The following is a 16605-nucleotide window of genomic DNA, read 5'->3' as shown; positions in this document are numbered from 1 at the left end:
GCGGCCTACTGAGGGCCTATAGCTCAGTTGGTTAGAGCAGAGGACTCATAATCCTTTGGTCCACGGTTCAAATCCGTGTGGGCCCACCAAATTGAAAGCCGCGCATTGCGCGGCTTTTTCATATCTGCGTTCCGCCTGGAGCCGCCCCTTGCCCGACATCCGCCCACCCGTGCTTGATGAAATCGACCGTCAGTTGATCGCTGCCCTGCAGATCAATGCCCGCGAGAGCGTGGCGATGCTTGCGCGGCAGTTGGGGATCGCTCGCACCACTGTCACCTCGCGGCTGGCACGTCTGGAAAAAGCCAAGGTCATCACTGGTTATGGCGTGCGTCTTGGCCAGCGGGTGGTCGATGGCGGGTTGCAGGCGTATGTCGGGATCAAGGTGCAGCCGCGCTCCGGCAAGGAAGTGCTGCGCCGGCTCAGTGCGATGGCACAGGTGCAGCAGCTGTGTGCGGTGAGTGGCGAGTTTGATTATGTGGCGTGGTTGCGCACCGATTCGCCGGAGCAGCTGGATCAACTGCTGGATCAGATCGGCACCGTTGATGGGGTGGAGAAGACCACTACCTCGATCATCCTCAGCAGCAAAATTGATCGCGGACAGCCAGTCTGACCAGATCGATCGTCAAATTGCAGCGCAAACCGACAAATAGACGACACATTGCGTCTTATTAACGTGTTCTACGCTTCCTAGAATGGCTGGCATCTTTTCCTATACTCAGACGCGCATTCCGCGTCGGGTCGCCAGCAAGGTCAGCCATGAACAAGAATAATCGCCATCCTGCAGACGGTAAAAAACCGGTGACCATTTTCGGCCCGGATTTCCCTTTCGGGTTTGACGACTGGATTGAACACCCGGCCGGTCTCGGCAGCATTCCTGAACACAATCACGGCGCCGAAGTGGCGATTGTCGGCGCGGGCATTGCCGGTCTGGTGGCGGCTTATGAGCTGATGAAACTTGGCTTGAAGCCTGTGGTTTACGAAGCTTCGAAGCTTGGTGGGCGTCTGCGCTCGCAAGCCTTCAACGGCACCGACGGCATCGTTGCCGAGCTCGGCGGCATGCGTTTTCCGGTGTCGTCCACAGCGTTCTATCACTACGTCGACAAACTCGGTCTCGAGACCAAGCCCTTCCCAAACCCGTTGACGCCGGCGTCGGGTAGCACCGTGATCGACCTGGAAGGCAAAACCCATTACGCACAGAAACTGGCGGATCTTCCTGCACTGTTCCAGGAAGTAGCTGACGCCTGGGCCGACGCACTGGAAGCCGGCTCGCAGTTCTCGGATATTCAGCAAGCGATCCGCGACCGCGACGTGCCACGCCTGAAAGAGCTGTGGAACACCCTCGTCCCGCTGTGGGACGACCGCACGTTCTACGACTTCGTTGCGACCTCCGAAGCCTTCGCCAAGCTGTCGTTCCATCATCGCGAAGTGTTTGGCCAGGTCGGTTTCGGTACCGGCGGCTGGGATTCGGACTTCCCCAACTCGATGCTGGAAATCTTCCGCGTGGTGATGACCAACTGCGACGATCATCAGCACTTGGTGGTCGGCGGCGTCGAACAAGTCCCGCAAGGCATCTGGCGTCATGTGCCAGAGCGCTGCGTACATTGGCCAGAAGGCACCAGCCTCAAGTCGCTGCACCGTGGTGCGCCGCGCTCCGGGGTGAAGAAAATTGCCCACGCCCCCGATGGCCGTTTCGCCGTTACCGACAACAATGGTGACACCCGTGAATATGCCGCCGTGCTGACCACGTGCCAGAGCTGGCTGCTGACCACGCAGATCGAATGCGACGAAACTCTGTTCTCGCAAAAAATGTGGATGGCCCTCGACCGCACCCGTTATATGCAGTCGTCGAAGACCTTCGTGATGGTCGACCGGCCGTTCTGGAAGGACAAGGACCCGGAAACCGGCCGCGACCTGATGAGCATGACCCTCACTGATCGCCTGACCCGCGGCACTTACCTGTTCGACAATGGCGACGACAAACCGGGCGTGATCTGCCTGTCTTACTCGTGGATGAGCGATGCGCTGAAAATGCTTCCGCATCCGGTGGAAAAACGCGTGGAGCTGGCGTTGAACGCGCTGAAGAAGATCTATCCGAAAGTCGACATCGCGGCACGGATCATCGGCGACCCGATCACCGTCTCGTGGGAAGCCGATCCGCACTTCCTCGGCGCCTTCAAAGGCGCCCTGCCCGGCCACTATCGCTATAACCAGCGCATGTACGCGCACTTCATGCAGGACGAGATGCCTGCCGAGCAGCGCGGGATTTTCATCGCCGGCGACGACGTTTCGTGGACACCGGCATGGGTCGAAGGCGCGGTGCAGACTTCACTCAATGCAGTGTGGGGGATCATGAAGCATTTCGGCGGTTCGACACATAAAGCGAACCCGGGCCCGGGTGATGTGTTCAAAAACATTGGCCCTATCGCCCTGCCCGAGTAAGAGGAATCCCCGATGCGTGTAGCCCTTTACCAATGTCCTCCGATGCCACTGGAGCCCGCCGCCAACCTGCAGCGCCTGCATCAACTGGCGATGGAGGCCAAGGGCGCCGATCTGTTGGTGCTGCCGGAAATGTTCCTTACCGGCTACAACATCGGCACAGAAGCGGTCGGTACTTTGGCCGAGGTCTACAACGGTGAATGGGCGCAGCAAATCGGACGGATCGCCAAGGCTGCCGGTCTGGCGATCGCTTACGGTTATCCGGAAAGGACCGCCGACGGACAGATCTACAACGCCGTGCAGTTGATCGACGCGCACGGCGAGCGGCTGTGCAACTACCGCAAGACGCACCTGTTTGGCGATCTCGACCGCTCGATGTTCAGCGCCGGGGAGGACGATTTTCCAATCGTCGAACTCAACGGCTGGAAAATCGGCTTTCTGATTTGCTACGACATGGAGTTCCCGGAGAACACCCGGCGTCTGGCACTGGCTGGCGCCGAGCTGATTCTGGTGCCGACGGCGAACATGATTCCGTTCGATTTCGTCGCCGATGTCACCGTGCGTTCCCGCGCCTTCGAGAACCAATGCTATGTGGCCTACGCCAACTACTGCGGACACGAAGGCGACATCCATTACTGCGGCCAAAGCAGCATCGCCGCGCCGGATGGCAGTCGTATCGCTCAGGCCGGACTCGACGAAGCGTTGATCGTCGGTGAGCTGGATCGCCAGTTGATGCTCGACTCTCGCGCGGCCAATCGCTACCTGCACGACCGTCGCCCCGAACTTTACGCCGCGCTCAACCAGCGCTAATCCGCTAGCATTGGCACTTCACTGTTCTGGAAGTGCCCATGCCTGCGCCGATCACCCCTCGCCCCCATTCTGAAACCCTGGCCAACGGCTTGCGCGTGACCTTGCGTCATATACCGAGTCTGAAGCGTAGCGCGGCTGCATTGCGGGTGGCTGCCGGTAGCCATGACGTGCCGTTGGCGTGGCCGGGGCTGGCGCATTTTCTTGAGCATTTGCTGTTTCTCGGCACTGAGCGGTTTCCTGCAGATGAGGCGCTGATGGCCTACGTGCAAGGTCACGGCGGGCAGGTGAATGCCAGCACTCGCGAGCGCACCACTGATTTCTTTTTCGAACTGCCGCCAGCGTCCTTCAGCGGTGGATTGCAGCGTCTGTCAGACATGCTCGCGCATCCGCGTATGAATCTGGACGATCAGTTGCGTGAACGTGAAGTGCTGCACGCGGAGTTCGTCGCCTGGTCGCAGGATGTGGCGGCGCAGCAGCAGTTTGCCTTGTATGGCGGCTTGGCGGAGGCGCATCCGTTACGCGGGTTTCATGCGGGGAATCGAGACAGCCTGGCGGTGCAGGACGCGGAATTTCAGCAGGCGCTGAAGGATTTTCATCAGCAGTTTTATCGCACCGGGCAGATGACGTTGAGTCTGGCGGGGCCGCAGAGTCTGGAAGAACTGCGCGACTTGGCGGAGCAGTTTGCGGCTGCGCTGCCGGTTGGGGATAAGTTGCCGCAACAGCCTGCGCTGCCATTGATGAACGGCACGGCGAAAAGTTATCAACAGGTGGCCAAGCGTCGGGTTGACTGGCTGTTTGCATTCGAAGCGTTGCCGGAATCGTCTGCCGAGGCGCTGGGGTTTCTTTGCCACTGGTTGAACAGCGCAAAACCTGGCGGCCTGATGGCGCACTTGCGGCAACGGACGCTGGCTGACGGTTTGAAAGCCACGCCGTTGTATCCGTTTGACGGGCAGGCGTTGGTGCATCTGGAGTTCACTTCGGCACCCGAGGCAGCCGAGGCCCTGCGTGAACATCTGCTCGATTGGCTGAGCTTCTTCGCCGCTCAGCAAGACTGGACGCCGCTGCGTAAAGAACATGCAGCTCTGCTCGCCTGTCAGCAGCAAGTCAGCGGCGCGCTGCAACTGGTGCGGTTCGAACAATGCGACAGCGCTCTGACCGAAGCAGGCGTTGCTGCCCTGAAACACATCCTCCGCGAATTCGGCACTGTGGATAACTTCAGCACTCACTGGCATCTGCCAGCCGCCAACCCGTTTTTGCGCGCTGACGAGCCGTTGGCCAACGCCGGCCTGATTCGCGGCCAGACCAGCGCCCACCGTGGCCTGCGCACGTTTGCTCAGGATCGATCGCGCAACCGTCGTGAACGTTCGCCAATGCAGTTCAGCCAGGCGTTGCCGGATAATGGCGTTGAAGGCGCGGTGTATCTGCGCTGGCAGCTCGAGTCGGCGGCTACGACTGAGCTGCAAGCGACTCTGCAACGCAATCTGCGTGAGGTCAGTGAGGATGCGCGTCAGGCCGGGGTCGAATTGTCTCTCAGCCTCACGGGCAATCAATGGCTGCTGAAGCTGAGCGGTTTGCAGGAGCCGATGCCCAGCGTCCTCGAGCATGCGCTGAAAAGTCTGACGCATGCTGATGCCGATTCTGTGCACGCCGAGCCAGAAATCCCGCTGATGCCGATCCGACAACTGCTCAAGGCATTGCCGGATCAATGCTTACCAGCCAGCGAATGCTCCGACGACGCCACACACCTGTGGACAACTTCCCGCTGGGATGGCCTCGCCCTCGGCCTTAGCCCGCAAACCCAGTCAGCGATGGGGCTGGCGCTGAGTCGCATTCCCGGCGTACCAGACAACCTGTTGCCACCGCTGCCCGCGATCAACGGGCCGCACCTGTGGCGCCACATTGAGACGGCCTCCTCCAGCGAACACGCGCTACTGCTGTTCTGCCCAACCGCCAGCCGCGAGATCACGGACGAAGCCGCATGGCGCCTGCTTGCTCATCTATTTCAGACACCGTTCTACCAGCGCCTGCGCGTTGAGTTGCAATTGGGCTACGCGGTGTTCAGCGGATTGCGGCAGATTTACGGCCAGACGGGACTGATATTCGGTGTGCAGTCGCCGAGCACCACACCTGCGGAGTTGCTCGGACACATGGAGAAATTCATCAACGAGCTGCCATCGCTGATCGACAACCTCGACGACCTCAGCTTCAACCAACACCTCCAGGCGCTGGTCACCCAATTCGACGACTGCGCCCTGTCCAATAAAGACGCCGCCGAATTGCACTGGCAGGCCAAACTTGCCGGCCACTCGTCGGATTACCTGCCTTCGCTGGTCACAGCGATAAAGCAACTGGAACCTCCTGCATTGCTCAGCGCTGTACAACGCCTGATCCGCGCCGATGGCGGCTGGCTCTGCCTCGCCACCAGCTCTTCGCCAGGCACACCATGGCAAGCGCCAAAATGATCATTACCGCGCCTGCAACGAGCTTTCTCAAAGATTCATGGGCAAAGCCACTGAAATTTTGAGTAACATAGCCACCTAACCATTTTGAACATCCCTGCGCTGCCGTGGACTATACCTATGGATAGCGCTATCCCACCCACCTTGAAGAAGGAGTCACCTGATGGCTTGGACCAAACCTGCTTACACCGACCTGCGTATCGGCTTCGAAGTCACCATGTACTTCGCCAGCCGCTGATTTCTGCTTTGCAGAATTGCAGTGCAACGCCTCGGCTCGCCGGGGCGTTTTATTTTCAGCGTTGAAATGATGGAGCGCACATGTTCGTCCAGATTCTGGGTTCGGCCGCCGGCGGTGGTTTTCCGCAGTGGAACTGCAACTGCGTCAACTGCGCCGGTTTTCGCGACGGCAGCCTGAATGCCCAGGCCCGCACCCAATCGTCCATCGCGATTTCCGATGACGGCGTGAACTGGGTGTTGTGCAACGCCTCACCGGACATCCGCGCGCAGCTACAGAGCTTCGCCCCGATGCAACCGGGCCGTGCCCTGCGTGACACCGGCATCAGCGCGATCATCCTGATGGACAGCCAGATCGACCACACCACCGGCCTGCTCAGCCTGCGCGAAGGTTGCCCGCATCAGGTCTGGTGCACGGACATGGTCCACGAAGACCTGAGTACCGGTTTCCCGCTGTTCAACATGCTCAAGCACTGGAACGGCGGGCTGGACTGGAACCGCATCGAGCTCGACCAGAGCTTCAGCGTCGCCGCGTGCCCGAACCTGCGCTTCACCCCGCTGCCGTTGCGCAGCGCTGCGCCGCCGTATTCGCCGCACCGCTTCGACCCGCATCCGGGCGACAACATCGGCCTGATCGTCGAAGACCTGAAAACCGGCGGCAAACTGTTCTATGCCCCTGGGTTAGGCAAGGTCGACGCGCCGCTGCTGGAAATCATGGCCGCCAGCGACTGTCTGCTGGTGGACGGCACGATGTGGGATGACGATGAAATGCAACGGCGTGGTGTCGGTACGCGCACCGGTCGTGAGATGGGCCATCTGGCGCAGAACGGCCCCGGCGGCATGCTCGAAGTGCTGGAACAGCTTCCCGAGCAACGCAAAGTGCTTATCCACATCAACAACACCAACCCGATCCTCGACGAAGATTCGCCAGAGCGTGCGGAGCTGGTGAAGCGCAATGTTGAAGTGGCGTATGACGGCATGAGTATTGTGTTGTAGCTGACCACAGGTTTTGTGAACACCAACAATCCTTGTGGGAGCTGGCTTGCCAGCGATGGCGTCCGACCAGACACCACAGAATCCAACGGTTGTTCCCCGGAGAACCGCAATGACCGACACCCCGCTGTCCCCCGCCGAATTCGAAGCGGCCCTGCGCGCCAAGGGCGCCTTCTACCACATCCATCACCCGTATCACGTGGCGATGTATGAGGGCCGGGCCAGCCGTGAACAGATTCAGGGCTGGGTTGCCAACCGCTTCTATTATCAAGTGAACATCCCGCTGAAAGACGCGGCGATTCTGGCCAACTGCCCGGATCGCGAGATCCGCCGCGAGTGGATTCAGCGCCTGCTCGACCACGATGGCGCCCCCGGTGAAGACGGCGGCATCGAAGCGTGGCTGCGTCTCGGCCAGGCGGTCGGCCTGGATCCGGATCAGCTACGCTCGCAGGAACTGGTGCTGCCCGGCGTGCGTTTCGCGGTAGACGCCTACGTCAACTTTGCCCGCCGTGCCAGTTGGCAGGAAGCCGCCAGCAGCTCGTTGACCGAACTGTTCGCGCCACAGATCCACCAGTCGCGCCTCGACAGTTGGCCGCAGCATTACCCATGGATCGACCCGGCCGGTTACGAATATTTCCGCACCCGCCTCAGTCAGGCGCGGCGCGATGTCGAGCATGGTCTGGCGATCACGCTTGAGCATTACAAGACGCGTGAAGGTCAGGAGCGCATGCTGGAAATTCTCCAGTTCAAACTCGACATCCTTTGGAGCATGCTCGATGCCATGAGCATGGCCTACGAACTGAAACGCCCGCCTTATCACAGCGTCACCGAGCAACGGGTCTGGCATAAAGGAATCACCTTATGAGTTTCGACCGCAGTAAGACCCCGACCTGGCGTCCCGGCTACCGTTTCCAGTACGAACCGGCGCAAAAAGGCCACGTGCTGCTCTACCCCGAAGGCATGATCAAACTTAATGACAGCGCCGCGCTGATCGGCGGTCTGATCGACGGTGAGCGCGATGTTGCGGCGATCATTGCCGAACTCGACCGGCAGTTCCCCGGCGTGCCTGAACTCGGTGATGACATCGAGCAATTCATGGAGGTTGCCCGTGCGCAGCACTGGATCGAACTTGCCTGAGTCATCGGTGCAAGTGCCGCCCAAACCGGAAATCGGCCTGCCACTGTGGCTGCTCGCCGAGCTGACGTATCGCTGCCCGCTGCAATGCCCTTACTGTTCCAATCCGCTGGATTTCGCCGAACAAGGCAAAGAGCTGAGCACCGAACAGTGGGTCAAGGTGTTCACTGAAGCGCGGGAGATGGGCGCGGCGCAACTGGGTTTCTCCGGTGGCGAACCGTTGGTGCGCCAGGATTTGGCCGAGTTGATCTACGAAGCGCGCAAACTGGGCTTTTACACCAACCTGATCACTTCCGGCATCGGTCTGACCGAGCAAAAAATCAGCGACTTCAAGAAGGCCGGCCTTGATCACATCCAGATCAGTTTTCAGGCCAGCGACGAGCAAGTGAACAACCTGCTCGCCGGCTCGAAAAAAGCTTTTGCGCAGAAGCTTGAGATGGCCCGTGCGGTGAAAGCCCACGGCTATCCGATGGTGCTGAACTTCGTTACCCATCGGCACAACATCGACAAGATCGACCGCATTATCGAATTGTGCATTGCGCTGGAAGCCGACTTTGTCGAGCTTGCGACTTGCCAGTTTTATGGCTGGGCGCAGCTCAATCGTGTCGGCCTGTTGCCGACCAAAGAACAACTGGTGCGCGCCGAACGCATCACCAACGAATACCGCGCCAAGCTCGAAGCCGAAGGGCATCCGTGCAAGCTGATATTCGTCACCCCGGATTACTATGAAGAACGCCCGAAAGCCTGCATGAATGGCTGGGGCAGCATCTTTCTGACGGTCACGCCGGATGGCACCGCCCTGCCCTGTCATGGCGCCCGACAGCTGCCGGTTCAATTCCCCAACGTGCGCGATCACAGCATGCAGCACATCTGGTACGACTCATTCGGCTTCAACCGCTTTCGCGGTTACGACTGGATGCCCGAGCCATGCCGCTCATGCGACGAAAAGGAACAGGATTTCGGCGGCTGCCGCTGCCAGGCCTTCATGCTTACCGGAGACGCCAGCAATGCCGACCCTGTGTGCAGTAAATCCGAACATCACGGCGTGATCCTTGCGGCCCGCGAAGAAGCCGAGCATGCCACCCAGACCATTGAACAACTGGCCTTTCGTAATGAACGAAACTCACGACTCATCGCCAAAGGCTGAGCCTTTCAGCGCCACTGCGGCCGTTGCCGCCGGGGTGGATTTTGCTGAACTGCAGCTGGGCGCGCACGGTTTGTTCTGGAATGAATACCGACCCGAAGACGCCGCATGCCGGATCTGGCATTGGCGCGATGGCGCGGCTGTTTGTCTGACGCCAACGGGTTTCAGTGCGCGCAGTCGGGTGTACGAATATGGCGGTGGGGCGTTTTGTCTGACACCCGACGGAGTGGCTTTCGTCAATGAGGCGGATCAGCAAATCTATCGGCAGACGCTGGAGGGTTCGCCGCAAGCGCTGACCTCGGGCGACTGCCGTTATGGCGATCTGAATTGCGCTAATGGGCAGGTTCTGGCGGTCGAAGAAAACGCTGATCAGCATCGGCTGGTGGCGATTGATCTGGCTGATGGCAAACGTCACCTGCTAGCCGAAGGTGCGGACTTTTATAGCTCGCCGATCATCAGTCCAGATGGCACGCGACTGGCGTGGATCGAATGGAGCCGTCCGCATCAGCCGTGGACGTCGACTCGATTGATGGTCGCCGAGCGTAGCGGGCAAGGTTTCTCGGCACCGCGCTGCGTGGCCGGTAATACAAGTGAAGAGTCGATTCAACAACCGCGCTTCGATGCAAACGGACGCCTGTATTGCCTTACCGACCGCGCAGGTTATTGGCAGCCCTGGGCCGAGTCAGCAAATGGCTTCGCAGCATTACCCAGTGCCGAAGCGGATCACGCGCCAGCGCCGTGGCAAATGGGCGGTTGCACTTGGCTGCCGTTGGGCGACGGTTATCTGGCGACCTGGAGCGAAAGTGGTTTCGGGCGTCTGGCTTTGCGCGACGAAGATTTCACCGGCGATTACAGCCGCTTCCGCCACTTGGCCATGGATGATCAATTCATCTACTGCATCGCGGCTTCACCGATCAGCCCTTCAGCGATCATTGCGATCGATCGCACTACACACGATGTGGCAGTGCTGGCCGGCGGCGTCGCGCCACTGCCTGCCGGACGCATCAGCCGCCCACAAACCCTGTGTTATCCCAGCGGTTCGGGCGAGGCTCACGGCTTTTTTTATCCAGCCATGAGCGGCGAAGCCAAACCGCCATTGGTGGTATTCATCCACGGCGGTCCGACTTCCGCTTGCTACCCGATGCTCGACCCGCGCATCCAGTACTGGACGCAACGCGGCTTCGCCGTCGCCGACCTCAACTATCGCGGCAGCAGTGGCTATGGCCGGGAATACCGCCAGGCTTTGTATTTGAGTTGGGGTGAAGTGGACGTCGAAGACGCCTGCGCGGTTGTGGCGTATCTGGCCGACCAAGGGATGATCGATGGCGAACGCGCATTCATCCGCGGCGGCAGTGCCGGCGGTTACACCACGTTGTGTGCGCTGGCGTTTCATCAAGTGTTCCGCGCAGGCGCTAGCCTGTACGGCGTCAGCGACCCGGTAGCGCTAGCCCGTGCGACGCACAAATTCGAAGGCGATTATCTGGACTGGCTGATCGGCGATCCTGAACTGGATGCCGAACGCTACGCTGCCCGCACGCCGTTACTGCATGCGAGCAACATCCGTGTGCCAGTGGTGTTCTTTCAGGGGGAGTTGGACGCCGTGGTGGTCCCGCAACAGACCCGCGACATGGTCGCGGCCCTGGAACACAACGGCATCCCGGTCGAAGCGCATTACTACCCCGACGAACGCCACGGCTTCCGCCGTGCCGCCAATCAGGCCCATGCGCTGGAACATGAGTGGCGGTTCTATCGGCGAGTGATGGGACTGGCCGACTGAAATCAGCGTTTGGCGATGATGTACACCGCGTGCACGATCCCCGGAATGTAACCGCACAGTGTCAGCAGAATATTCAGCCAGAACGCGCCGCCGAACCCGACTTGCAGAAACACACCCAGTGGTGGCAACAGAATGGCGATGATGATGCGGATAAAGTCCATGGGGCAGCTCCTGATTGGGGGTTGGCTCACTTTGAGCCATACACGCTAATCGACCCGCGCCGTTGGTCAGGGTTCAGTGCCAATTACAGGTTTAATAGCTCACGGCCAGCTCAGGCGAGAATTTGCAGGCCGTGTTTTTGCACAATGCTCAGCAGTTTCAGTGCCATGCCGCTGGGGTGCTTGTCCCCGGATTCCCACTGTTTGACTGTCGAGGCACTGGTATTCAGATAGCGCGCAAACACTGGTTGACTGACGTGATTGCGCTCTCGCAACGCCTTGATCTGATCAGCCGGGATCGCGTCAGGAACCGTTGCAAGACATGAATCATCGAACTCTCGCATCGTCGCCTTGCTGATTGCACCCACCGCGAGCAGAGCCTTGGCTGAGTCGTGTACGGATTCAAACACTTCACCTTTGTATTTTTTACTCATGAGATATCTCCACAAACTCCTTCATAGCCAGCAATCCCTCGATTTGTCCTTCGGTAAGTTGTGCATACGCCTTCGCCAACTTGCGCAGATCCGCTAACTCCGCGGGTCTGATATTGCTTTGATCCTGTTTGGCAAACAGCACTTGGTAGATCCAGTAGCGACCGCCCTTTGCCAGAACGATTGAACGATGCCGATTGGAGTTCAGGCGTTTCTTCCAGACACCACCACCAAGGTTGTCTGCTTGTCCATCGAGCATCTGAGTAAAAGCCTCCAGCAGCTCCTCATCCGAAATCCATGCCCTGCCGGCCTTGATCGCGAAACCCTTGGTCTTGAACAACCTGAATGACATCGGTATCCCTTCCAAAAACATACCACCTGGTGGTACAGATTACAAAACCCGTTTTTCAACGAAATTGGTTTGCTGGCAGCCGCACTCCCTGCGACTCCTTTTTAAAAGAGCATTGGCACAGCAATCGCTCAAGCGTTAAAACGCTTTGGCAAAACCCGGCCACAAAAAAACGCCCCACACCAAAATAATCAGGCATGGGGCGTGCGTTTTACCGCGAGACGGTTCTTGAAATCGGGTAGGAAACTTCGGGTCAGACGGCAATTCCTTTGCGGCATTGCAGCTGTGCAGTGCGTACTCGGGAGAAGGCCCGGGCCAGGCGCAAGAGCATTTCATCGATATTGGCTTTGCTCACGGTGAGTGCCGGGGTGAAGCGCAGGCAATTGGCTTGCGGGGCGTTGAGTATCAAGCCTTCGTGCAGCGCGGCTTTGACTACGGCTTCTGCGGAGTCTTCCGACAGGCTTAGTCCCCAGAACAGTCCTTGCCCGCGCAACTCGCCATGTTCATAACGGTGGGCAAGCCGGGCGAGACCTTCGCGCAGATGTTGGCCGTTGTCTCGCACTTGTTCGAGGAAGGCGCGATCCTGCACGCTTTCGAGTACCACTAACCCAGCAGCGGTCATCAATGCATTGCCGTGATGGGTGCCGCCCAGTTCGCCGGGGTCGAAACAGCAAGCCTTGCCGCGCGCCAGCAGTGCGGCCAAAGGCACACCGCCGCCGAGGCCTTTGCCGAGCACGACGATATCGGCGCGCACGCCGTAGGATTGTTCCGCAAGTAAGGTGCCGCAACGACCAATTCCGGTTTGCACTTCATCGAGAATCAGCAGAATTCCCAGCTCCCGACACAAGCGCTCTACACCTTTGAGGTAACGATCGGTCGCTGGTATCACCCCGGCGTCGCTCTGGATCGGCTCGAGCATGATCGCCACGGTCTGCGCATCAACGGCAGCGTGCAGCGCTGGCAAGTCGTTGAACGGCACCAGATCAAAACCCGGCAGCAACGGCGCAAAGCGGTTGTGCAGGTTGGAACTGTCCGACGCCGAAATCGTCGCCAGACTACGACCATGGCATCCTTGTCTGGCGACGATGATCCGCGAGGCGCCGCCGCGATGCAGTTGCCCCCACTTGCGTGCCAGTTTGATTGCCGCTTCGCAGGCTTCGCTGCCGCTGTTGAGCAGATAGGCTTGATCGCTCGAGGTGCTGGCGCACAGACGTTCGCTGAGGCTGAGCATGCCGCGATTGTGCAGATTGAAACCGGGATTGATCAGCGCCTGCGCCTGACTGGCGATGGCTTTGACCAGTGCCGAAGGACTGTGGCCGAGGCTGTTGGCACCACCGGCCTGCGAGAAGTCGAGATAAGCGCGGTCATTGCTGTCCCACAGCCAAGAGCCCTGACCACGTACGAAGACCTGTGGCGGCCGCTCGACACTGGGCATCAGGCGCTGCGAATTCTCGCTGTCGTCCGAAGCCACTAATGCCAAGTCATCGAGGCTCGGCACCGGGCGCCTTAAATTGAACAGATTCATTAAAAAAACCCTCGATTGAGGTTTTTTGAACTGCCTATGTAAACCCTGTCGAAGCGAACGCTGGTCATCGCGCTTTCCGGCCCTGTAAGCCCTGTGATTGCGGTTAGACTAGGCCCACACAGGGCGCTGAGCCATTTCGATTTCCCAGCATTTTCGATAAGTATTACTTATGGATTTCAAACAACTGCGTTATTTCGTCGCGGTCTACGAAGAAGGTCATGTTGGCCGCGCCGCTGAACGACTGTCGATCTCGCAACCGGCGCTGTCGCAGCAGATCCGTCAGCTCGAGCAAAACCTCGACGTCACGCTGTTCGAACGCAGCAGCAAACGCTTGCTGCCAACGCTCGCCGCGCACACTTTGTACAACCACGCCGTGCCGCTGCTCGACGGGTTGCAACGGGCGCGAGAAGCGCTGGGCAACTTCAAGGGTCAGGCACTGCGCACGCTGGCGATTGGCGTGCTGCAAACGGTGCACACCAGCCTGGTGCCGCAAATGCTTGAGCGGGTGCGCAAGGCGCAGCCGCATCTGGTGGTGCAGATCTACGAGCTGACCGGGATTGAGATTGAACGTCGCTTGCTCAACGGCTCGCTGGATATCGGCATCAGTTATCTGCCGCCGCGCCAGCCGGGGCTGCATGGCGTGCTGCTGTACGAAGATGAACTGGCGCTTGTCATCCCGGCGGATCATCCGTTGCGCGAATTCAAGAAGGTCTCGATGAAGCAGGCCGCCGAGTTGCCGATGCTGTTGCTTGGGGAAGAATTTCAGATCCGGCAGATCTGGCAGGCGCAACTGGCCAATCTCGGGCGACGTCCGCAGGTGCAGGCCGAGCTGAACAATATGCTGGGGATTCTCGACAGCTTGCCGCACATGCGACTGGCGACGGTGCTGCCTGGGCGCTCGCAGATGGAATATGACGATCAGGATCTGCTGTGGAAGCCGCTGAGCGAACCGCGCGTGCCGTTGAAAGTCGGGCTGGTGTGTCGCGATGTGCAACGTCAGCAGGCTCCATTAGCGTTGCTGCGGACGTTGCTGGAAGAGGTGTTGCAGCGTGAGAACAAGCCGCTGAAAGTCGCGCCGCCGCCGGATCCCCTGAGCTGAGTACTTTTCTGCAGGCAAAAGAAAACCCCGCCGAAGCGGGGCTTTGCAGACTGTTTCCCTGACATCCATTTCACTCCGCCACCCTGGCAGAATCCTACGTGTCCGTGTTGTTGCTTTGCGCTTCCTGCGCGACGTCCATGAAATGTAGATTAGCTGTGGATCCAATCCGCGCATATGGGAGAACAGCAGCACGTCACGTAAGAGATTGCTTACATGACGTTACATTGTCAGAACTGTGCAGCGTCGAGCAGGAACAGTGACTCGCTGCCAGCCTTGACCGAGGCGCTCAACGAGTGAATCCGCGGCAGCAAACGGGCGAAGTAGAAACGCGCGGTGCCAAGCTTGCTGGCGTAGAAATCGTCCTGCGCTTCTTTGCCCAACGACGCTTTAGCCATCAATGCCCACATGTAGGCGTAGGAAACGTAGCCGAACGCTTGCAGATATTCGACCGAGGCAGCGCCGATTTCGTTCGGGTTGCTCTTCGCCCGGTCCAGCAACCACGAAGTCAGCTCGTCGAGGGTATCGACCGCATCGTTCAGCGGCTTGGTGAACTCGCCCAGATCAGCATTGGCAGTCGCGGTGAAGTGACGGATCTCATCGGCGAACAGCTTGTAGAACGCCCCGCCGCTGCCAACAATTTTGCGCCCGACCAGGTCCAGCGCCTGAATGCCGTTGGTGCCTTCGTAGATCTGGGTGATGCGCACGTCGCGTACCAGTTGCTCCTGACCCCACTCGCGAATGTAGCCATGGCCGCCGAAAATCTGCTGACCGTGAACGGTGGTTTCCAGACCCAGATCAGTCAGGAACGCCTTGGCTACTGGCGTGAGCAATGCCACCAGATCTTCAGCACGTTTGCGCGTGGTCCCGTCTTCGCTGAACTTGGCAGTGTCGAGTTGCATCGCCACGTAAGTGGAGAACGCACGGCCGCCTTCGTTCGAGGCTTTCATGGTCAGCAGCATGCGGCGCACGTCCGGGTGGACGATGATCGGGTCTGCGACTTTGTCCTTGTTCTGCGCGCCGGTCGGCGAACGGCTTTGCAGACGGTCGCGCGCGTACTCGACGGCGTTCTGATAAGAGCGCTCGCCGGTGGCCAGACCTTGAATGCCGACGCCCAGACGCTCGTAGTTCATCATGGTGAACATGGCATTGAGGCCTTTGTTCGGCTCGCCGACCAGATAACCCACGGCTTCGTCGAAGTTCATCACGCAGGTTGCGGAGGCCTGGATGCCCATCTTGTGTTCGATCGAACCGCAGTTGGCCGGGTTGCGCGCGCCCAGGCTGCCATCGGCATTGACCATGAACTTCGGCACCAGGAACAGCGAAATGCCTTTCGGCCCTGCCGGCGCGTCCGGCAATTTGGCCAGTACCAGGTGAATGATGTTTTCGGTCAGGTCGTGTTCACCACCGGTAATGAAGATCTTGGTGCCGCTGACCTTGTAGGAACCATCGGCCTGCGGTTCGGCCTTGGTGCGGATGATCCCCAGGTCGGTGCCGGCATGCGGTTCGGTCAGGCACATCGAACCGGCCCAGACTCCGGCGTACATGTTGGGCAAGTAGGCGGCTTTGAGCTCTTCGCTGGCGTGAGCGTTGATCGACAGGCAGGCGCCGGCAGTCAGCATTGGGTACAGACCGAACGACAGGCTGGCGGAGTTGACCATTTCTTCGACCTGGGCCGACACGGCTTTGGGCATGCCCATACCGCCGAACTCAGGATCGCCACCGACGCCAACCCAGCCGCCTTCAGCGTAAGTCTGATAAGCCTGTGGGAAACCGGCCGGAGTGGTGACGGCACCGTCCGCCCAGTGGCAGCCTTCTTCGTCGGCTGCGCGGCTCAGCGGTGCGATGCTTTTGCTGGTGACCTTGCCGGCCTCTTCGAGAATCGCTTCGACGGTCTCGGCATCGACCGTGTCGGCCAGTGCCGGCAGTTCGGCCCAGAGTTTGGCGACTTCGAATACTTCATTGAGGACGAAGCGCATATCGCGCAGCGGCGCTTTGTAGTCAGCCATGGCAAACCTCGCAGGATCTAAACGGTGATTCGTGGGAATGTGTTTTCGTT

At 59.5% G+C, this 16605-nt stretch carries 16 protein-coding genes and 1 tRNA gene; 12 read left to right on the top strand and 5 right to left on the bottom strand.

The window, feature by feature from the left end; genetic code table 11:
* The first annotated feature begins 12 nt into the window (after positions 1-12).
* From ACP7EE_RS22615 to ACP7EE_RS22565, 11 genes are all read left to right on the top strand, one after another.
* A tRNA-Ile gene (locus tag ACP7EE_RS22615) sits at positions 13-89 on the top strand.
* Between the two features lie 59 nt (positions 90-148).
* Positions 149-610, top strand: a complete 462-nt coding sequence (locus ACP7EE_RS22610) for an Lrp/AsnC family transcriptional regulator (RefSeq protein ID WP_426205650.1) — start codon at positions 149-151, stop codon at positions 608-610.
* Between the two features lie 146 nt (positions 611-756).
* Complete coding sequence (locus tag ACP7EE_RS22605) at positions 757-2439, top strand: flavin monoamine oxidase family protein (RefSeq protein WP_426236883.1); 1683 nt, start codon at positions 757-759, stop codon at positions 2437-2439.
* Between the two features lie 12 nt (positions 2440-2451).
* Entirely contained in the window at positions 2452-3246 is a 795-nt protein-coding gene (locus ACP7EE_RS22600; protein ID WP_426236881.1) for a carbon-nitrogen hydrolase family protein, read from the top strand.
* A 38-nt stretch (positions 3247-3284) separates the two neighbouring features.
* On the top strand, positions 3285-5708 hold the full coding sequence (gene pqqF / locus ACP7EE_RS22595; protein WP_426236879.1) for a pyrroloquinoline quinone biosynthesis protein PqqF: 2424 nt from the start codon (positions 3285-3287) through the stop codon (positions 5706-5708).
* A gap of 160 nt (positions 5709-5868) precedes the next feature.
* On the top strand, positions 5869-5943 hold the full coding sequence (gene pqqA / locus ACP7EE_RS22590) for a pyrroloquinoline quinone precursor peptide PqqA (protein WP_003444522.1): 75 nt from the start codon (positions 5869-5871) through the stop codon (positions 5941-5943).
* An 80-nt stretch (positions 5944-6023) separates the two neighbouring features.
* On the top strand, positions 6024-6935 hold the full coding sequence (gene pqqB / locus ACP7EE_RS22585; RefSeq protein ID WP_420647225.1) for a pyrroloquinoline quinone biosynthesis protein PqqB: 912 nt from the start codon (positions 6024-6026) through the stop codon (positions 6933-6935).
* Positions 6936-7044: 109 nt separating this feature from the next.
* Positions 7045-7797 (top strand): pyrroloquinoline-quinone synthase PqqC, encoded by a 753-nt coding sequence (pqqC, locus tag ACP7EE_RS22580; protein WP_426205654.1) that lies wholly within the window; start codon positions 7045-7047, stop codon positions 7795-7797.
* Complete coding sequence (gene pqqD, locus ACP7EE_RS22575) at positions 7794-8069, top strand: pyrroloquinoline quinone biosynthesis peptide chaperone PqqD (RefSeq protein WP_426205655.1); 276 nt, start codon at positions 7794-7796, stop codon at positions 8067-8069. The genes pqqC and pqqD overlap by 4 nt, the downstream gene beginning before the upstream one ends.
* Positions 8070-8076: 7 nt before the next feature.
* Entirely contained in the window at positions 8077-9213 is a 1137-nt protein-coding gene (gene pqqE / locus ACP7EE_RS22570) for a pyrroloquinoline quinone biosynthesis protein PqqE (protein ID WP_426236927.1), read from the top strand.
* The gene (locus ACP7EE_RS22565) at positions 9179-10987 is read left to right on the top strand and encodes a prolyl oligopeptidase family serine peptidase (RefSeq protein WP_426236877.1); all 1809 of its coding nucleotides are present in this window, start codon (positions 9179-9181) and stop codon (positions 10985-10987) included. The genes pqqE and ACP7EE_RS22565 overlap by 35 nt, the downstream gene beginning before the upstream one ends.
* 2 nt (positions 10988-10989) lie before the next feature.
* Here the strand turns inward: ACP7EE_RS22565 and ACP7EE_RS22560 are convergent, their stop codons facing one another.
* From ACP7EE_RS22560 to ACP7EE_RS22545, 4 genes are all read right to left on the bottom strand, one after another.
* Positions 10990-11148 carry a YqaE/Pmp3 family membrane protein gene (locus ACP7EE_RS22560; RefSeq protein ID WP_003228885.1) on the bottom strand — a complete coding sequence of 53 codons (159 nt, stop codon included), beginning with the start codon at positions 11146-11148 and terminating at the stop codon, positions 10990-10992.
* A 110-nt stretch (positions 11149-11258) separates the two neighbouring features.
* A complete protein-coding gene (locus ACP7EE_RS22555; RefSeq protein WP_420647229.1) occupies positions 11259-11579 on the bottom strand; it encodes a helix-turn-helix domain-containing protein in 321 nt (106 codons plus the stop codon).
* A complete protein-coding gene (locus tag ACP7EE_RS22550) occupies positions 11572-11928 on the bottom strand; it encodes a type II toxin-antitoxin system RelE/ParE family toxin (protein WP_426205658.1) in 357 nt (118 codons plus the stop codon). The genes ACP7EE_RS22555 and ACP7EE_RS22550 overlap by 8 nt, the downstream gene beginning before the upstream one ends.
* Positions 11929-12178: 250 nt before the next feature.
* Complete coding sequence (locus ACP7EE_RS22545; RefSeq protein ID WP_426236875.1) at positions 12179-13450, bottom strand: aspartate aminotransferase family protein; 1272 nt, start codon at positions 13448-13450, stop codon at positions 12179-12181.
* Positions 13451-13619: 169 nt separating this feature from the next.
* On the opposite strand from ACP7EE_RS22545, the gene ACP7EE_RS22540 reads away from it, so the two are divergent.
* Positions 13620-14549 carry a LysR family transcriptional regulator gene (locus ACP7EE_RS22540; protein ID WP_426236873.1) on the top strand — a complete coding sequence of 310 codons (930 nt, stop codon included), beginning with the start codon at positions 13620-13622 and terminating at the stop codon, positions 14547-14549.
* A 227-nt stretch (positions 14550-14776) separates the two neighbouring features.
* Here ACP7EE_RS22540 and ACP7EE_RS22535 read toward each other — a convergent pair whose 3' ends face one another.
* A complete protein-coding gene (locus ACP7EE_RS22535; RefSeq protein WP_426236871.1) occupies positions 14777-16555 on the bottom strand; it encodes an acyl-CoA dehydrogenase C-terminal domain-containing protein in 1779 nt (592 codons plus the stop codon).
* Positions 16556-16605: the final 50 nt, after the last annotated feature.

The organism is Pseudomonas sp. TWP3-2 (assembly GCF_049897765.1).
Lineage (GTDB): Bacteria > Pseudomonadota > Gammaproteobacteria > Pseudomonadales > Pseudomonadaceae > Aquipseudomonas.
The sequence above is the reverse complement of the archived record's forward strand: the minus strand, read 5'-3'. Positions and strand labels throughout refer to the sequence as shown.